Source organism: Ruixingdingia sedimenti, from assembly GCF_031432425.1.
In the GTDB taxonomy this organism is placed as follows: domain Bacteria; phylum Pseudomonadota; class Alphaproteobacteria; order Rhodobacterales; family Rhodobacteraceae; genus Ruixingdingia; species Ruixingdingia sedimenti.
The window spans coordinates 190,428-207,526 of the sequence record NZ_JAVKPH010000003.1 but is presented as its reverse complement, the minus strand read 5'-3'; the positions used below and the strand labels follow the sequence as shown (position 1 = coordinate 207,526).

Annotated in this window: 18 protein-coding genes; 9 read left to right on the top strand and 9 right to left on the bottom strand. The window is 68.9% G+C overall.

Annotated elements, in window-relative coordinates:
* Positions 1-9: 9 nt before the first annotated feature.
* The 4 genes from grxD to RGD00_RS04545 all read left to right on the top strand — a co-directional run bounded on the left by grxD (position 10) and on the right by RGD00_RS04545 (position 3,172).
* Positions 10-369, top strand: coding sequence for a Grx4 family monothiol glutaredoxin (gene grxD, locus RGD00_RS04560; RefSeq protein ID WP_310456108.1), 360 nt, complete (start codon positions 10-12; stop codon positions 367-369).
* 84 nt (positions 370-453) lie between these two features.
* Positions 454-1,242 (top strand): 5'/3'-nucleotidase SurE, encoded by a 789-nt coding sequence (gene surE, locus RGD00_RS04555; protein WP_310456107.1) that lies wholly within the window; start codon positions 454-456, stop codon positions 1,240-1,242.
* Positions 1,239-1,904: a protein-L-isoaspartate(D-aspartate) O-methyltransferase gene (locus RGD00_RS04550; protein WP_310456106.1), complete on the top strand. Its 666-nt coding sequence runs from the start codon at positions 1,239-1,241 to the stop codon at positions 1,902-1,904. The genes surE and RGD00_RS04550 overlap by 4 nt, the downstream gene beginning before the upstream one ends.
* 68 nt (positions 1,905-1,972) lie before the next feature.
* Complete coding sequence (locus RGD00_RS04545; RefSeq protein ID WP_310456105.1) at positions 1,973-3,172, top strand: peptidoglycan DD-metalloendopeptidase family protein; 1,200 nt, start codon at positions 1,973-1,975, stop codon at positions 3,170-3,172.
* Positions 3,173-3,352: 180 nt separating this feature from the next.
* Here RGD00_RS04545 and RGD00_RS04540 read toward each other — a convergent pair whose 3' ends face one another.
* The 4 genes from RGD00_RS04540 to RGD00_RS04525 are packed head-to-tail and all read right to left on the bottom strand — an operon-like array spanning position 3,353 to position 5,802.
* On the bottom strand, positions 3,353-4,198 hold the full coding sequence (locus RGD00_RS04540; RefSeq protein WP_310456104.1) for an ATP-binding protein: 846 nt from the start codon (positions 4,196-4,198) through the stop codon (positions 3,353-3,355).
* Positions 4,195-5,100, bottom strand: coding sequence for a twin-arginine translocase subunit TatC (gene tatC, locus RGD00_RS04535; protein WP_310456103.1), 906 nt, complete (start codon positions 5,098-5,100; stop codon positions 4,195-4,197). The genes RGD00_RS04540 and tatC overlap by 4 nt, the downstream gene beginning before the upstream one ends.
* Positions 5,097-5,555 carry a Sec-independent protein translocase protein TatB gene (tatB, locus tag RGD00_RS04530; protein WP_310456102.1) on the bottom strand — a complete coding sequence of 153 codons (459 nt, stop codon included), beginning with the start codon at positions 5,553-5,555 and terminating at the stop codon, positions 5,097-5,099. Before tatB ends, tatC begins: the two co-directional genes overlap by 4 nt.
* Before the next feature lie 31 nt (positions 5,556-5,586).
* Complete coding sequence (locus RGD00_RS04525; RefSeq protein WP_310456101.1) at positions 5,587-5,802, bottom strand: twin-arginine translocase TatA/TatE family subunit; 216 nt, start codon at positions 5,800-5,802, stop codon at positions 5,587-5,589.
* A 183-nt stretch (positions 5,803-5,985) separates the two neighbouring features.
* Between RGD00_RS04525 and RGD00_RS04520 the strand changes: the two genes are divergently transcribed.
* The gene (locus RGD00_RS04520; RefSeq protein ID WP_310456100.1) at positions 5,986-6,339 is read left to right on the top strand and encodes a helix-turn-helix transcriptional regulator; all 354 of its coding nucleotides are present in this window, start codon (positions 5,986-5,988) and stop codon (positions 6,337-6,339) included.
* Between the two features lie 178 nt (positions 6,340-6,517).
* On the opposite strand, the gene RGD00_RS04515 is transcribed toward RGD00_RS04520, so the two are convergent.
* On the bottom strand, positions 6,518-7,609 hold the full coding sequence (locus RGD00_RS04515; RefSeq protein WP_310456099.1) for an ABC transporter ATP-binding protein: 1,092 nt from the start codon (positions 7,607-7,609) through the stop codon (positions 6,518-6,520).
* Positions 7,610-7,838: 229 nt separating this feature from the next.
* On the opposite strand from RGD00_RS04515, the gene RGD00_RS04510 reads away from it, so the two are divergent.
* Positions 7,839-8,831: a Hint domain-containing protein gene (locus RGD00_RS04510; protein WP_310456098.1), complete on the top strand. Its 993-nt coding sequence runs from the start codon at positions 7,839-7,841 to the stop codon at positions 8,829-8,831.
* Between the two features lie 92 nt (positions 8,832-8,923).
* Here the strand turns inward: RGD00_RS04510 and ade are convergent, their stop codons facing one another.
* Both ade and RGD00_RS04500 read right to left on the bottom strand, forming a co-directional pair.
* Positions 8,924-10,630: an adenine deaminase gene (gene ade, locus RGD00_RS04505; protein ID WP_310456097.1), complete on the bottom strand. Its 1,707-nt coding sequence runs from the start codon at positions 10,628-10,630 to the stop codon at positions 8,924-8,926.
* 536 nt (positions 10,631-11,166) lie between these two features.
* Positions 11,167-12,987, bottom strand: coding sequence for an ABC-F family ATP-binding cassette domain-containing protein (locus tag RGD00_RS04500; RefSeq protein ID WP_310456096.1), 1,821 nt, complete (start codon positions 12,985-12,987; stop codon positions 11,167-11,169).
* Positions 12,988-13,078: 91 nt separating this feature from the next.
* Here RGD00_RS04500 and RGD00_RS04495 point away from each other — a divergent pair, with 91 nt between their 5' ends.
* The gene (locus tag RGD00_RS04495; RefSeq protein ID WP_310456095.1) at positions 13,079-13,420 is read left to right on the top strand and encodes a zinc ribbon domain-containing protein YjdM; all 342 of its coding nucleotides are present in this window, start codon (positions 13,079-13,081) and stop codon (positions 13,418-13,420) included.
* A gap of 18 nt (positions 13,421-13,438) precedes the next feature.
* Here the strand turns inward: RGD00_RS04495 and RGD00_RS04490 are convergent, their stop codons facing one another.
* Both RGD00_RS04490 and RGD00_RS04485 read right to left on the bottom strand, forming a co-directional pair.
* Positions 13,439-14,140 carry an RES family NAD+ phosphorylase gene (locus RGD00_RS04490; protein ID WP_310456094.1) on the bottom strand — a complete coding sequence of 234 codons (702 nt, stop codon included), beginning with the start codon at positions 14,138-14,140 and terminating at the stop codon, positions 13,439-13,441.
* Positions 14,137-14,526 (bottom strand): antitoxin Xre-like helix-turn-helix domain-containing protein, encoded by a 390-nt coding sequence (locus tag RGD00_RS04485; RefSeq protein WP_310456093.1) that lies wholly within the window; start codon positions 14,524-14,526, stop codon positions 14,137-14,139. Before RGD00_RS04485 ends, RGD00_RS04490 begins: the two co-directional genes overlap by 4 nt.
* Positions 14,527-15,147: 621 nt before the next feature.
* On the opposite strand from RGD00_RS04485, the gene RGD00_RS04480 reads away from it, so the two are divergent.
* Together RGD00_RS04480 and RGD00_RS04475 are read left to right on the top strand one after the other, a co-directional pair.
* Positions 15,148-16,383 carry a tyrosine-type recombinase/integrase gene (locus tag RGD00_RS04480; protein WP_310456092.1) on the top strand — a complete coding sequence of 412 codons (1,236 nt, stop codon included), beginning with the start codon at positions 15,148-15,150 and terminating at the stop codon, positions 16,381-16,383.
* Positions 16,383-17,081, top strand: coding sequence for a hypothetical protein (locus RGD00_RS04475; protein WP_310456091.1), 699 nt, complete (start codon positions 16,383-16,385; stop codon positions 17,079-17,081). Before RGD00_RS04480 ends, RGD00_RS04475 begins: the two co-directional genes overlap by 1 nt.
* Positions 17,082-17,099 lie beyond the last annotated feature (18 nt).

Sequence of the window (17,099 nt, the reverse complement as noted above, 5' to 3'; positions counted from 1 at the left end):
GGACAGCATATGAGCGCGCAAGACCAGATCCGCGAGATGATCGCCCAGAATGACGTGGTGCTCTACATGAAGGGCACCAAGATGATGCCGCAATGCGGGTTTTCTTCCCGCGTGGCGGGGGTGCTGAACTTCATGGGGGTCGACTACCTCGACGTGAACGTGCTGGCGGATGCCGACATCCGTCAGGGGATCAAGGACTTCTCCGACTGGCCGACGATCCCGCAGCTTTACGTCAAGGGCGAATTCGTCGGCGGCTGCGACATCGTGACCGAGATGACGCTTTCGGGCGAACTGGACCAGTTGTTCGACGCCAAGGGCGTGACCTACGACAAGGCCAAGGCCGACCAGATCCGCGCCGCCAACGCCTGAGGCCCGGACAGGCGGGGGGTTTGGCTTTACCCCCGCCGCCGGCTGGTCTAATCAGGACCGGCAGGAAGTTCGACAAGGCCCGCGATGCGCATTCTGATCACCAATGACGACGGCATCCACGCCCCCGGGCTTGCCGTCCTGACCGAAATTGCCGAGGAAATCGCCGGGCCGGGAGGCGAGGTCTGGACGGTCGCGCCCGCCTTCGAACAATCCGGGGTGGCGCACAAGATCTCGTATACCCATCCGATGATGATCGCCAAACACGGTCCCCGCCGCTATGCGGCAGAGGGCAGCCCGGCGGATTGCGTGCTGGCGGGGCTTTACGATGTGTTGCAGGGCGCGCGGCCCGATCTGGTGCTGTCGGGGGTGAACCGGGGCAACAACGCGGGCGAGAACGCGCTTTATTCCGGCACCGTGGGCGGCGCGATGGAAGGGGCGTTGCAGGGGCTGCGCGCCATCGCGCTGTCGCAATACCTCGGGCCCGCGACGCATGATCTGGACGACCCGTTCGAGGCCGCGCGCAACCATGGCGTGGCGGTGGTGCGCGCGCTCCTGGACCGCGCCGTCTGGGACGAGGGCGACGACTACCGGCTGTTCTACAACGTGAACTTCCCGCCCTGCCCGGCCGCCGGCGTCAAGGGCCTGCGCCCCGCCGCGCAGGGGTTCCGCCGCAACACCGCCTTCGGGGTCGAACCGCACCATTCGCCCTCGGGACGCCGCTTCCTGTGGATCAAGGGCGGTCCGCAGCACGCGCCGACCGATCCGGGCACCGATGTGGCGGCGAACCTCGACGGCTGGATCTCGGTCACGCCGATGCGCTGCGACCTGACCGCCCACAACCGGCTCGCGGATCTGGAGGCGCGGTTGGGATGACCGACAACCGCGCCCCGCAGGACGAGGACACCGCCGAGCGCAAGATGCGGTTTCTCTTCGCCCTGCGTTCGCGCGGGGTCACGGATCAGCGGGTGCTGGCGGCGATGGAACGCATCGACCGCGGCGCCTTCGTGCGCGGCATCTTCGCCGACCGCGCCTATGACGACATGCCGCTGCCCATCGCCTGCGGCCAGACGATCAGCCAGCCTTCCGTCGTCGGCCTGATGACCCAGGCGCTGGAGGTTTCGCCCCGCGACAAGGTGCTGGAGGTCGGCACCGGATCGGGCTACCAGGCCGCGGTGCTGAGCCTGCTGGCCCGGCGCGTCTACACCGTCGACCGCCACCGCCGTCTGGTGCGCGAGGCCGAAGAGGTCTTTGCCCGGCTCAACCTCACCAACATCACCGCCCGCACCGCCGACGGCAGCTTCGGCCTGCCCGAACAGGCGCCCTTCGACCGCATCCTTGTGACCGCGGCGGCCGAAGACCCGCCCGGCCCCCTCTTGGCCCAGATGCGGATCGGGGCTATCATGGTGCTGCCGGTCGGCCAGTCCGACACGGTGCAAAGCCTGATCCGCGTGCGGCGGACCGAGACGGGCTTCGAATACGAGGAACTGCGCGCCGTGCGCTTCGTGCCGCTGGTCGAAGGGCTCGCACAGGAATGAGGCGGCGCAAGGCCGCAGAGGATGCGCCGGGGCGAAACCCGGCCCGGGCAAGAGATAGGCAGGTCGAGATGACGCGATTTTCCCGCTTGCGGCACCCCGCGCTGGCGTTCGGTACGGCGCTGGCGCTGGCCGGTTGCACCGCCGCCAACGACACCTTCGACTGGGATTTCCGCAGCACCGGGGGGCTGAACACCCGCGACGCCGCCCTGGCGCCCACCGCGAACCGCCCGCAGGCCGACAGCCGGGGCGTGATCTCCTATCCCGGCTATCAGGTGGTGCTGGCGCAGCGCGGCGAGACCGTCGCCTCGGTCGCGCGGCGGTTGGGGGTTTCCGCCGCCGATCTGGGCAAGCAGAACGCCATCGCCCCCGATGTGCCGCTGCGGCAGGGCGAGGTGCTGGTGCTGCCCGGCCGCGTGGCCGAACCTTCCGCCGCCACGGGGGCGATCCTCGGCGGGCCGGTGCAGTCCGGCCCGATCGACGTCGGCACCATCGCTTCTGCCGCCATCGACCGCGCCGAAAACGCGCGGGGCACGGCGCCTGCGGGCATCACCCCCGGCCCCGCCCCGGTGCGCGGCGCCGATGTGCAGGGGGTCGAGCCGGTCCGCCACCGCGTGGCGGCGGGCGAAAGCGTCTATACCATCGCGCGGCTCTACGGCGTGACGGCGCGGGCCATCGCCGACTGGAACGGCCTCGGGTCCGACATGCGGCTGCGCGAGGGGCAGACGCTGCTGATCCCGCCCACCACCGGCGCACCCGCGCAGGCCGCCGCCGCCGCCCCCGACACCACCAGCGCCCCCGGGCAGGGTTCGGCCACGCCGCAACCACCCTCGGCCGCGAAACCGCTGCCCGCCGCGGAACCCCCGGCGGCGGCCACCGCCAGGCCCGCCTCGCCGGATCTGGGGACACAGCGCACCAGCAACGCGCGTTTCGCCATGCCCGCGGACGGGTCGGTGCTGCGCGCCTATGTGAAAAAGAAGAACGACGGCATCGACATCGGCGCCCCCGCCGGCAGCCCGGTGCGCGCCGCCGCCGACGGCACCGTGGCCGCGATCACCCGCGACACCGATCAGGTGCCGATCGTCGTCATCCGCCATGCCGACAACATGCTGACGGTCTATGCCAATCTCGACGGCATCACCGTGGCCAAGGACGCCGCCGTGAAACGCGGCCAGACCATCGGCAAGGTCCGCGCCGGCAACCCGTCCTTCGTGCATTTCGAGGTGCGGCAGGGGCTGGAAAGCCTCGACCCGATGCCCTTCCTGCAATGACGGACGCGCGTCTCCGCCCGGCCTTTGGCCCGGCGGCGCGTGCGGGAGCCTCCGGCGGGGATATTTAAGGACAGAAAGTGATTGCGCGCAGGCCCTTCCGGGGAAGGACGCGCCAGCGGCTTCATCTTTTCACAAATACCTCCGCGCAGCTTTCCGCCGGGCCAACGGCCGGATGTGTGGTCAGAGCCGCACGCCCCGCCGTCCCGCCAGATCGGTGAAATACTGCCACGCCACCCGGCCCGAGCGCGCGCCGCGGGTCTGCTGCCATTCGATGGCCTCGGCCCGCAGCGTGTCGTCCTCGACCGCCACGCCATGGGCATCGCAATAGCCGCGGATCATCGCCAGATAGTCGTCCTGCGAACAGGGATGGAAACCCAGCCACAGGCCGAACCGGTCCGACAGCGACACCTTTTCCTCGACCGCCTCGGACGGGTTGATGGCGGTGGACCGTTCGTTCTCGATCATGTCGCGGGGCATCAGGTGGCGGCGGTTCGAGGTGGCGTAGAACACCACGTTTTCCGGCCGCCCGGCGATGCCGCCATCCAGCACCGCCTTCAGCGCCTTGTAATGCTGGTCGTCATGGCTGAAGGACAGGTCATCGCAGAAAAGGATGAACCGCTCGTCCCCCGCCCCCCGCAGATGGTTCAGCAGCCGCCCGATGGAGGCCAGATCCTCGCGGCTGATTTCGACCAGCCGCAGCCGGGCCGCACCTTCGGCCCGCAGCGCCGCATGCACCGCCTTGACCAGCGAGGATTTGCCCATCCCCCGCGCGCCCCACAAAAGCGCATTGTTCGCCGGAAAGCCGGCCGCGAACTGCCGCGTATTGGCCAAAAGGGTGTCGCGCGCCCGGTCCACCCCGTGCAACAGCGACAGGTCCACGCGCGAAACCTCTGCCACCGGCTCCAGCCGGTCGGGGTCGTCGTGCCAGAGAAAGGCGCCTGCGGCGTCGAAATCGGGCGCGGGGGCTGGTGCGGGCGCAAGCCGCTCCAGCGCCGCGGCGATGCGGTTCAGCGCATCCTCGGTCATGCCTTGCCGGTGTCCTTTTCGTCCGTGTCCTCGTCATCGTCCCACAGGCCCTGGGCCCGCAGTTCCGCCTCGCGCCGCTTTTCGATCCGGCGGATCAGGAAGATGGACACTTCGTAAAGCGGATAGACCGCGCCGAACAGGATCAGCTGTGTGATCACATCGGGCGGCGTCACGATGGCGGCGACCATCAGGATCAGCACGATGGCGTATTTGCGCATCGCACCCAGCCCCGCCGCGGTGATGATCCCCGCCTTGCCCATCAGCGTCAACAGCACCGGCAGTTGAAAGCACAGGCCGAAGGCGATGATCAGCTTGATGGAAATATCGAGCGATTCATTGACCTTGCCCTGAAAGACGATGCCGATCCCCTGCGTGGCCGCGGGCGCCTCCGCCACGGCCTCGGGCGTATCGGTCAGCACCGGCATCAGCGCCGTCAGGATCGAGGAGGCGTCGGCAAAGCCGAGGAAGAAGGCCATCGCCATCGGCGTGACGACATATTGCGCGAAGGCCGCCCCCAGAAGGAACAGCGCCGGCGAGGCGAGCATGAACGGCAGGAAGGCCGCCTTTTCGCTGCGGTAAAGGCCCGGCGCCACGAAGCGCCACAGCTGATAGCCCACCACCGGAAAGGACAGCGCCAGCCCCCCCAGCATGGAAATCCGCACCAGCGTGAAGAAATATTCCTGCGGGGCGGTGTATTGCATCACCGGATTGGGGTTGCCCAGATCGCGCATCGCGCGCTCGATCGGGCGCAGCAGGAAGTCGAGGATCGGCTCGGCCACCACAAAACACAGCACCATCGCCACGAGGAAGGCCCCCACCGACCACAGCAGGCGGGACCGCAGTTCCGCCAGATGCTCGATCAGCGGCGCGCTGGTATCGTCGATATCGTCGGGGCGGCTCATGCCTGGTCCTGCTTGTCCTGGGGCGCCGCCGGCGTCTCTGCCGCAGTCTCTGCCACGGGGGCGGCGTCGGCGGCCGGGGCAGCGGCCCGTGCGGCCACCGCGGCCGCGGCGGCCTCCTTGGCGCCGGCGGCGCCTGCGCCGGTCGTCACGGTGGGTTTGGCGGGTGCGGCGGGGCGCGTCGGATCCCAGGATTCGAACTTGGTCGCGGCGTCCTTCAGCGCGTCGAGCCCCATGCTTTTCGGGCTGGTGACGTTGCGCAGGTCCTTGGCCACGTCCTTGACCCCGGCCTCGTCGGCCGCAGCCTCCATCGCGCGGCTGAAATCGCGCGCCATCGCCCGCGCCTTGGCGGTGAACCGCCCAAGGGTGCGGAACATCTCCGGCAGGTCCTTGGGCCCCACCACGATCAGCGCCACGACGCCGATCACCAGCAGTTCACCCCAACCGATGTCCAACATCGCGCTCTTTCCCCCTGGCCCTTGCGGGCGCTCAGACCTTGTCCTTCTCGGCCTGCGGGGTCACGTCGCGGGCGGCCTCGGTCACGCCCTTCTCGATCTCCTCGGTGCCGTCCTTCACGCCTCTCTTGAAGGCGGTGATGCCCTTGCCGACCTCGCCCATGAGCGAGCTGATCTTGCCGCGCCCGAACAGCACGAGCACGACGACCGCGATGAGCAGAAGGCCGGGAAGGCCGATGTTGTTCAGCATGTCTACCTCCGTTCGGGGCCAACCGGATTCCCCGCATGACCCTGATCTACGCCGAAGCCCCGCCGCCTTCAAAGCCGATCTGGAGGCGAGGGCCCGCCTACTGACAGTATTTTGTCAGTAGTCGGGCCCTGTCGCCCGCGGCCGCGCCGGGTTATGCTGGAGGCGCGAACCCGGACATCCCCGATGAAACGCGACCAGCGCCTTTACGACCTCATCCAGATCCTGCGCGACGGCCGGTTGCACACGGCCGCCGAACTGGCGCAGGCGCTCGGCGTGTCGACGCGCACGATCTGGCGCGACATGACGGTGATGGCGCAGACCGGCCTGCCAGTCGAGGGGGAACGGGGTCTCGGCTATATCCTGCGCGCGCCGCTGGTGCTGCCGCCGACGATGCTGACGGCAGAGGAACTCGACGCGCTGTCCGAGGGGCTGAGCCGCATCGCCGCCGACGACAGCCATCCCCGCGCCCGGGCGGCGAAAAGCCTGCTGATGAAGGTGGCGACGCTGCTGCCGCAGGCGGATATCGACCTGCCCTGACGCATGGCGGCAGTGCGGGTGGCGCGGTCGGCGGCGCGCCGCGCGGGGATATTTGGGGACAGAAAGTGAAGCCGTCCCCCTTCATCGGAAGCGCTCCCCTTCATTTTCTGTCCTTAAATATCCTCAGGGGGTGAATTGGCGCAGCCAAGAGGGGGCAGAATGCCCCCTGCCCGGCCCGTCACGGGCGCGCCGGAAAGACGAAGCAGCGGTCGCGCCGGATCATCAGCCACAGCGCCGCCCCTGCGCGCGGCAGGAACACGCCCGGCACCGCCGCGGTCAGCCGCGTGCCGTCGGCCTCCAGCCGGAATTCCACCAGGCTTTCCCGCCCGAGGAACCGCGCCCGGGTGACGATGCCGCGCGCGGCGGCGCCGTTGCGGGTGTCGGGGCTCGGGCCGCGGCCGTTGCGGTCCAGCTCGATCTTCAGATGCTGCGGGCGGATCACGATCTCCACCGCCGCGCCGTCGGCATGGCCGGGGGTCAGGAACACGCCGAAGGGCGTTTCCGTCAGCGCCCCGCGCGAAATGCCGCGAATCACGTTGATGTCGGAAAAGAACGCCGCCGCCGCGCGGTCCGCCGGGGCATTGTAGATGTTGTAGGGCGCGCCCTGCTGGACGATGCGGCCGTCGCGCATCAGCGCGATCTCGTCGGCCATGCGCATCGCCTCGTCGGGTTCGTGCGTGACCAGCAGCACCGCGGTGCCGGTTTCCTTGAGCAGGTCGAGCGTGGAATCGCGGATCCCGTCGCGCAGCCGGTTGTCGAGGCCGGAAAAGGGCTCGTCCATCAGCATCACCCGGGGGCGGGGGGCGAGCGCCCGGGCCAGCGCCACGCGCTGCTGTTCGCCGCCCGACAATTCGTGCGGGTATTTGGCGGCGAAGCCCGGCAGGTTCACCCGTTCCAGCAACTCGCCCACCCGCGCCGCCGCGGTCTGCCGGTCCATCCCCGCCAGCCCGAAGCCCACATTGCCCGCCACCGTCAGATGCGGGAAAAGCGCGAAATCCTGGAACATCAGCCCGACCGACCGCCGTTCCGGCGGCACCGCCACCCGGTCGTCGCAGACCACCCGCCCGTCGATGCGGATCGTGCCCGCATCGGGCCGGTCCACCCCGGCGATGATGCGCAGGGTGGTGGACTTGCCGCAGCCCGAGGGGCCCAGAAGGCATGTCACCTGCCCCGCCGCGATGGCGAGCGACAGGTCCGCCACCACCGCCCTTGCCCCGAAGCGGCGCGAGAGGCCCGCGACCTCGAGCCGTGGCGTCGCGGCCTCTGTCATCGCGCGGCGGCGCCCCCGCGCCCCGGCCCGCGCGATGCGGCACGGACCGGCGCCCGTTTGCCCCTGATGCCCAGATCCATGCCGTCCTCCGCCCTACCGCGCGCCTTGGTCTAGCACCGGATGGCGCCCGACGGAACCGCAGACGGAACCGCAGTTGACGCCGCGGTGGCGCGGGGGCTATCCGGGGCCGAGGCCCGGCCCCCCGCCGGCCCGCAGCCCGGAGGCCCCGATGACCCAAGAAGCCGATGGCGCCGCGCAGCGGCTCAGCGTTTATCCCGCGGGCGACATCTATGTCGTCTCGGGGGCCAATCTGGGCGACGGGCTCGGCGCGCCGGCGGAACTGAGCCTGGGCGACATCTACGAACTGGATCCCGACGCGCAGCCGCGTCTGCTGGCGCTGGCGCAGCCGAGGGGCGATGCGGCGGCGGCGGGGCGGCAACAGCTGGTCGCGCCGGGGTCGGAGGTCGGCGCGCCCGGCGATCCGGTGATGCTGACGGCGCGGCTGGTGATGATGGCGCCGGACGGCGACCGGGTGGAACTGCTGGTGCTGCACCACCGCGCGGCGGGGCGGTCATCGGCCGCCGGCATCCATGTGCTGCCGCTGTCGGCCATCGCGCCGCGCACCGAATACACGCTGCTGTCGGCCGAGGATTCGCCCGCCGACGTGCGGCTGGCCGATCTTCTGTGCCTGTCCTTCTGCCGCGGCACGCGGATCGCGCTCGCCTCGGGCGCGCAGGTGCCGATCGAGCAGTTGCAGCCCGGCGACCGGGTGCTGACGCGCGATCACGGGCCGCAGCCGCTGCGCTGGATCGGGCGCACCACGTTGCGCGCGCGCGGCGGCTTTGCCCCGGTGGTGATCGCCGCCGGCACGATGGGCAACGACGCCGACCTGATCGTGGGCCAGCACCATCGCCTGTTTCTCTACCAGCGCGACCGGCGGGCGGGGGTGGCCACTGCCGAACTGCTGGTGCAGGCGCGCCATCTGGTGGACGGCAGCCGCATCTATCTGCGCGAGGGCGGGTTCGCGGAATATTTCAGCCTGGTGTTCGAGCGGCACGAGATCATCTATGCCGAGGGCATCCCGGTCGAAAGCCTGATGATCAACGACACCACCATCGCCCGCCTGCCCGACGGGCTGGCCGAGGAATTGCGCGCACGCTTCCCCGGGCTGAGCCAGTCGCAGCATTTCGGCACCGAACTGCCCGAACCCCCGGCGCGATAGGGCGGTTGGCCGGGTCGGGGCAACTCCACCGACATCGCTGTGGCGATGGCGCGCGCCTTCGCCAGCCAGAGCGGGGGGCCGAATGCTCCCCCTCAGCCGATCAGCGCGAAGCGGTCCACGTCCATCAGCCCGCGGTCGGTGATCTTGAGGTGCGGGATCACCGGCAGGGCGAGGAAGGCGAGTTGCAGGAAGGGTTCCTCCAGCACCACGCCGAGGCTGCGGGCGGCGGCGCGCAGGGCGGTCAGGCGGTCGCGCACCGCCTCGAACGGCTGAAGGCTCATCAGCCCCGCCACCGGCAGCGGCAGTTCGGCCAGAACCTCGCCCCCTGCTGCCACGACGAACCCGCCCTCGATCTGCCCCAGACGGTTCGCCGCCAGCGCCATGTCGGCGTAATCCACCCCCGCCACGGCGATGTTGTGGTGATCGTGGCAGACGGTCGAGGCGATGGCGCCGCGCGTCATACCGAACCCCCGGACGAAGCCGGTGGCGATATTGCCGTTCCTGCCGTGCCGTTCCACCACCGCGATGCGGGCCAGATCGCGCGCGGGGTCGGGCGGGCGGTCGCCGTCTTGCGCCGTAACCTCGACGCGCAGGTGCTCGGTGATGATCTTGCCGGGCAGGATGCCGATCACCGGCACCGTACCGCCCGAGTCGTTGCTGCGGCCGGGGTTGCGGAAATCCGCCGCCGTCACCGCCGGGGCGCGGACGGACTGCCGCGCGACCGGGGCGATGACCTGCCGCGCGGCGAAGGCCGCGTCATCGGCCACCACGCCCCCGCACAGCACCAGCCGCGCGCGGCAGCTTTCCAGCCCGTCCAGCACCACGATATCCGCCCGCCGCCCCGGCGCGATCAGCCCGCGGTCCTTGAGCCCGAAGGCCTCCGCCCCCGACAGGCTCGCCGCGCGATAGACGGCGAGCGGCGGGCAGCCGCGTGCGATCAATTCGCGGATCATGTGATCGAGATGCCCATGCTCGGCGATGTCCAGCGGGTTGCGGTCGTCGGTGCACAGGCACATGAAGGGCGCGGTCGTGTCGGTCAGCACCGGCGCCAGCGCGGCAAGGTCCTTGGACACCGAGCCCTCGCGGATCAGCACCCGCAGCCCGCGTTGCAGCTTTTCGCGCGCCTCGGCGGCGCTGGTCGCCTCGTGTTCCGTGCGGATCCCGGCGGCGATATAGGCGTTGAGGTCGCGCCCCGACAGAAGCGGCGCGTGGCCGTCGATATGGCGGCCCGCAAAGGCCGACAGCTTCGCGAGGCACCCCGGATCGCCCGCCAGCACGCCGGGGTAGTTCATGAATTCCGCCAGCCCCAGGACGCGCGGATGGTCCGCCAGCGCGGCAAGATCACCCGCGTCCAGCGCGGCACCGGCGGTTTCCATCGCGGTCGAGGGCACGCAGGACGACAGCATGACTCGGATGTCCATCACCGTGCGCGTGGCGGCGTCGAGGAAATAGCGGATGCCGTCGAGCCCCGCGACATTGGCGATCTCGTGCGGGTCGCAGATCGCGGTGGTCACGCCCCGGGGGGCGACGCAGCGGTCGAACTCGAACGGGGTGACGAGCGAGGATTCGATATGCAGATGGGTGTCGATGAAGCCGGGGACCAATATGGCGCCGGTCACGTCGATCACCCGGCGGCCCGCGTATTCCGCGCCGATGCCCACGATGGTGTCGCCGCAGATCGCCACATCGCCCGGGATCATCGCGCCGGTGACAAGGCAGAACACCCGCCCCCCGCGCAGCACCAGATCCGCCGGTTCCGCCCCCCGCCCCTGCCGGATACGCCGCGCAATCCGATCCATGCCCGCCCCCTTTCGCTTTGGGCCAGCAAAGCGCAAATCGCGGGGCGGGCAAAGGGGGACGCGGATTTTCCTGCGGAAATTCTGCCGCGCGGCGGCGGGGACAGGCTGTGGCGGGGGGGGCGGTCCGCGCTGGCCCGGCCTGTGGCGGTCCGGCGGTCAGCCCCGCCCTTCGGGCCGGGCGGGAACAGGAAACGCACCGCGTTTCCCCCGCCCGTTCGCGCGGCGGTGCCATCAGGGGCGGTGATGCTGGAAGAAATGGCCAGGCCAGCGCCTGCCCCGGCGGGCGAGAAGCGCCCGCCATGGGCGGGGCGGGCGCTGGCCGGGGGCTTGGGGCCCCCGGCCGGGGCAACGCGATCTGAATCGCGGTGGCGAAGGCACGTGCCTTCGCCAAGGAGAGCGGGGGAACCGAAGCTCAATCCGTCAGACCATTGGCCTGCCGGTTTCTCCGATAGCTTATGTTGGCAACCCGGCTCCGGCGGCGCGAAAGCCGATCCGCCGCAGGTCGGGGCAAGCCCCGGCCCGGGCGCTGGCCCGCGCTACCCCTCGGCGCGTTCGGCCAGATCCAGCCATTCCTCTTCCGCCGCCGTCAGCGCCGCCTGCCGTTCGGCCAGCATCTCTGTCGCCTTGCGGAACTTCACCGGCTCTGTGGTGAACAGGTCGGGGGTGGCGAGAAGGCCGGTCAGCCGGGCGATCTCTGCCTCATACCGCGCGATGACGGCGGGCAATTCGTCCAGCCGGTGTTTCTCGGTGAAGCTCAGCCCCGCGCGGGCGGCGGGTTTCGCGGCGGGTTGGGCGGGCTTTTCGGCCTTCGCCGCCGCGGCAGGCCGCACCACCGCCCCCGGCGCGGCCAGCGCACGTTGCGCCTGCATGTCGGTCCAGCCGCCGGCATAGACCACCGCGCGCGCATCGCCTTCCAGCACCACGGTCTGCGTCGCCACGCGGTCGATGAAATCGCGGTCGTGGCTGACCAGCAGCACCGTGCCGTCGTATTCGCCAAGCGCGTCCTGCAACAGGTCCAGCGTCTCCACGTCCAGATCGTTCGTCGGCTCGTCGAGGATCAGCAGGTTCGATTCCCGCGCCATGATCCGCGCCAGCAGAAGCCGCGCCTTTTCGCCCCCCGACAGCGAACGGACCGGCGCGCGCGCCTGCGCCTCGTCGAAAAGGAAATCCTTGAGATAGCCCACCACATGGCGCGGCACCCCGCGCACCATCACCTGATCGGCCTGCCCCGACACCCGCATGTCCGCATCGCCGGTCAGGCTTTCCCACAGGCTGAGGTCGGGGTTCAGCTGCGCGCGCGCCTGGTCGAAAACCGCCACCGACAGGTTGGTGCCAAGCGTGACGGTGCCCTTGTCGGGCGCGATTTCCCCGGTCAGGAGCCGCAGCAGCGTGGTCTTGCCCGCCCCGTTCGGCCCGACGAAAGCCACCCGGTCGCCCCGCAGCACGCGCAGGGAAAAGTCGCGGATGATCGCCTTTTCGCCCCAGGATTTGGAAATCCCCACCGCCTCGATCACCCTTTTGCCCGACACCGGCCCGCTGTCGAGTTCCAGCGCCGCGGTGCCCTGCCGGCGGATCTGTGCTGCGCGTTCGGCGCGCATCGCCTCCAGCGCCCGCACGCGGCCCATGTTGCGCTTGCGGCGGGCGCTGATCCCCTCCACCGCCCATTTCGCCTCGGCCTTGATGCGCCGGTCGAGCTTGTGGCGCGCGGCGTCCTCCTCGGCCCAGACGGTTTCGCGCCAGTCCTCGAACCCCTCGAACCCGGCCTCGCGCCGGCGCACCTCGCCCCGGTCGATCCAGAGCGTGGCGCGCGTCAGGCGGCGCAGGAAGGCGCGGTCGTGGCTGATGATGACATAGGCCGCCCGCGTTTCGGCCAACTGGCCTTCCAGCCATTCGATCGCCGCGATGTCCAGATGGTTCGTCGGCTCGTCGAGCAGCATCAGTTCCGGCGCCTCTGCCAGCAGCTTGGCCAGCGCCGCCCGCCGCCGCTCGCCCCCCGATGCGGTGGCGACCGGCGTTTCGGGGCGGAAACCCAGACCCTCGGCGGCCACCGGCACACGCCAGGCCTCGCCCTCGGGCAGGCCGGCGGCGGCGTAATCGCCAAGCGTGGCATGGGCCGACAGGTCGGGATCCTGTTCCATATAGCCCACGCTGACGCCCGCCGGCACCACGCGCGCGCCCGCGTCGGGTTCGACCAGCCCGGCCATCACCTTCATCAGCGTCGACTTGCCCGACCCGTTGCGCCCCACCAGCGCCACCCGGTCGCCCTGCTGGACGGTGAGATCGAGCCCGTCGAACACGGGATTGCCGCCGAAGGTCAGCGAGATGCCGGAAAGCTGAAGAAGGGGTGCGCGTGCCATGGCCCGCGGGCTACAGGGGCGGCGGGCAAAGGTCAATCGGGGCGTTGGGCAAGGGCTGGCCTCCGGCGCGCCGAGGCCCTATAGGAAAGCCATGACCCAGACCCTGCCCCCCTGCCCCGAATGTTCCTCCGCCTATACCTATCAGGTGGATGCCCTGCTGACCTGCCCCGAATGCGGGCATGAATGGCAACCCGGCGCCCCCGCCGAGGATGCGGCAGAGGTCCGCGACAGCGTGGGCAACATCCTGCGCGACGGCGATACCGTGACGGTGATCAAGGACCTGAAGGTCAAGGGATCCTCCGCGGTCGTCAAGGTCGGCACCAAGGTGCGCGGGATCCGGCTGGTGGACGGCGATCACGACATCGACTGCAAGATCCCGGGCATCGGCCAGATGGGGCTCAAGTCGCAGTTCGTGAAGAAGGTGTCGGAATAGGCGGCGCGCCGCCCCCGTTCAGCCGGCCGCAAGCACCGAATACTCCGGCGTCCCCTGCCACACCAGATCCCAGGCGGCGCCGGGCCGGACGTTCTGGATCGCGTTCGGCTCGAAACACACAAGGCAGTTGCCGCCCGGCGCAGGCGCCCGGACCGACGGATAGACGAGCCCGCGCGAACCTGCACGCCGCAGCCGCTCGGCCAGGTCCTGCCCCTCGGGATAGCCGGCCGCCGGATCGGCGGCCAGCGCGGGATGGCCGGGTTCGTCCGTGATGTCGTCGAAGGCACCGATGAAATCGGCCAGCAGTTCGACATAGCGGGCGCTGTCGTGGAACCAGCCGGTGAAGCCCAGTTCGCGCGTGCGGTGCCAGGCGACCTCGGCCACCGACACCATGCTGTCCCAGGCGCAATACCAGGCCCCCCGCGTCTCGGGGTTGAAGCGGCTGCCGCCCGCGCGCGTATAGGTGAAGGCCGCGTTGACATGGGTGTCGCCATAGATCCGCAGGTCGCGCGACCGCCGCCGCCAGGCCAGTTCGCGCGGGTCCAGATGCGGGTTCCCCCCGCGCTCGGCCCGCAGGCGGGCAGAGGTCAGCCCCTCGATCTCGGCCAGGATCTCCATCTCGTCGTCGGTATCGACCAGCCCGCGCAGCGCCGGCGGCTTGTGGTATGTCGCGGGCAGCAGCCGCACGAGCCCCCGGTCCGACAGGTCGGCCTTCCTCATGCGCCGCCCCGCAGCGCATCCAGATGCGTGCGGATGGCGAGGATCTGCGGCAGCCCCCCCTCGATCGCGCTGTCGATGGGCCGCGCGCCGCCGAACAGCGGGCCGGTGTTCGGGCGGGTGAACCAGCCGCGGGCGAGCGGTTCGGAAAAGTAGAGTTCCAGCGACTTGTAGATCCCGATGAGGGCGCTGAGCCGCAACAGCTGATCCCGCGTCAGTTCCCCCGCGAACCCTGGCTTGCGCGCCCGTTTCCAGGTGCTTTCCGACATATCGGCCAACGCCGCCGCCTCTTTCTGCGCCAGCCCCCAGGCCTCCGCCACACGCGCATAGGCCTTCAGCGCGATGGCGTCGAGTTGGGCAGGTTCCCGGGTTCTGGCGGCGATCTGCATGGGCGGCTCCTCTGGTCTCAATATGGGCCATATGGACCAAATGTAAAGGCCATATGGACTCTATCGCCAGATTTTGCCGCGCGCCTCGGTGAAAGAAATGACATCGAGGTCGCCATGCCGACCCTGCGGTCCGCACCGTTTCCACCCACGCCTGCGCGAAAGAGGCGACCGGATGCCCAAGGCCGGTATCTGCGCACCACGCCGTGCTCTTATCCGCGTCTCAGCATGAAACCATGCGAATTCGCTGATCGGTTATCCTTGAAACTCCGTGGGATCATCGAAAGTGCCCGATCGGCTATCCGTTAAGGATACCCCAGCCCGGAAACCCCACCCGCGGACGGATACGGACGACGACTGATTTTACCGGCCATCTACAGCCTGCGATATCAGGGATTTTTGGCTCCGGCGGTAGGGATCGAACCTACGACCAATTGATTAACAGTCTATTTTAGCTGGCTATCAGCGCCAAACGATGTAAAACTATCGTCGCGCGCAACACACTGAAAATCAATATTTCTTGACGTTTCCGCCTATCATCGTCTAACGTTGGGGAACGGCGGGTATCCGCAACTCTGTTCCCCAGACTGTTCCCCAGACTGTTCCCCAGAAGGACAAATTGACATGAAGCTGAAGGCGGCGACGGTTGAAACGCTACAGGCGACCGACAAGCGGCAGGAAATCCCTGACGACCTTTGCACCGGCCTTTACCTGGTGGTGCAGCCAACCGGCAAAAAGAGCTGGCAAGTTCGCTACAGGCACGGCGGGGTGCATCGGCGGATGACCCTTGCCAGCTTCCCCACACTGTCGCTGGCGGCGGCGCGCGTTCGGGCGCGGGAAGTGATGGCAGCGGCCAGCGAAGGGCGCGACCCCGCCGAGGAAGTGAAGGCGGCGAAGGCACCGAAGCCCGAGGATGACCGCGACAAGATCAAGACCTTGATCGGCCAGTATGACAAGCGGCACCTCAAAGGGCTGAAATCCGGTGACGTGGTGCGGCGCGAGCTTGACCGCTTTGTGGTCAAGGAATGGGGCGAGCGGGACATTCATTCGATCACCAAGCGTGACGTGATCGACCTCTTGGACGGCATCGCGGATAGCGGGCGCGTGGTGACGGCGAACCGGGTTCGGGCCTATCTCAACAAGTTCCTGAATTGGGCGGTGGAGCGGGATATCCTGCCCCTGTCACCGGCAACGGGCGTCAAGCCGGTGGCGAAAGAGGCCAGCCGCGACCGGGTGCTGACCGATGATGAAATCCGCTGGTTCTGGCAGGCTTGCGATGCCGAGGGCTTCCCGTGGGGGCCTCTCGGCAAGGTGCTGCTGTTGACCGGGCAGCGGTTGAACGAGGCGGCGCAGATCACCGAGGGGGAAATTCGGGGCGATCTGTGGCACCTGTCGGCAGACCGGACAAAGAACGGGCGGGCGCATGACGTGCCCCTGTCGGATGCGGTGCAAGAGGTTCTCGGCGCGGTGGAGCGGATCGAGGGGAAACCGGGCTTCATCTTCACGACGACCGGCACGACCCCCGTTAGCGGGTTCTTCAAGGCGCGGGCACATCTGGCCGAGGCGATGGAGCGGCTTGCGGCAGAGGAACGCGGCGAGGCGGTGGAAATCCCGCGCTGGACCTTTCACGATCTGCGCAGGACGGCGGCAACCGGCATGGCCCGGCTCGGCATCCCGGTTCGCGTGACCGAGGCGGTTCTAAATCACATCTCGGGCACCGGCGGCGGGATCGTCGCGGTTTATCAGCGGCACGACTATGCGGACGAAAAGCGGCAGGCGCTCGAGGCGTGGGGCCGGTTCGTGCTGTCGCTGGTGCAAGGCCAGCCCGACAACGTGGTGCGGCTGGAAGGGGCGCGCTGATGCCCGAAAGGATCACAAGAGACACCGGGATGATGCAGCGAACCGATATCAAGTATCGGATGGACGACCCGCGCGATGTGGAAGGCTGTATCGCGGCTTTCAAGGCATGGGCCGATTCCTTCCCCGTTGCCGAACCTGGCGACTGGCCCGGCGATGCCTTGCACCGGCACAATGCCGAGCGATGCCGAGCAATCCTTGCAACGGTAGCTTTGGCGGATGATGGCAAGTGCGCGGTGAATACCGGACCTCTGCGCGAAAAGGGCTTGGCGGAAAACTCGGCGCAATGGATAGCTGCGCACTGGCTGGCCGAATACAACGCTCTGAAAAGAGGACGCGAGCGGTTCGAGGCTGGCGACGTAACACCCGAAAACCTATCTCGGATGCTGATGGCGACCGAAGAAATGGGCAGACTACAGGAACGCATGTGGTGGCGCGCTGGTGTTGATCCGATCAGCGGCGAAAAGAGGGAAGTTCTGGCCTTGACCGGGCGACCCGTGAAGCGCGGGCAGAAAGACGGTGCTGCGATCACGAACAAGGCTCACGCTCCTATGCGTGAGGCACGGTTCACCCGCATGAAAGAATTGGTGCCTGCCTTGGGAGTAGAAAACGCGGCCCGCCAGTGCGAGTCCGAGGGTCTCGGGGGCTGGCAGGCGATCAGGCGTCAATGGGACCGCTTCAAAGAAAAACCGGACAGATAGGCCGCTGTCCGGGCCGAT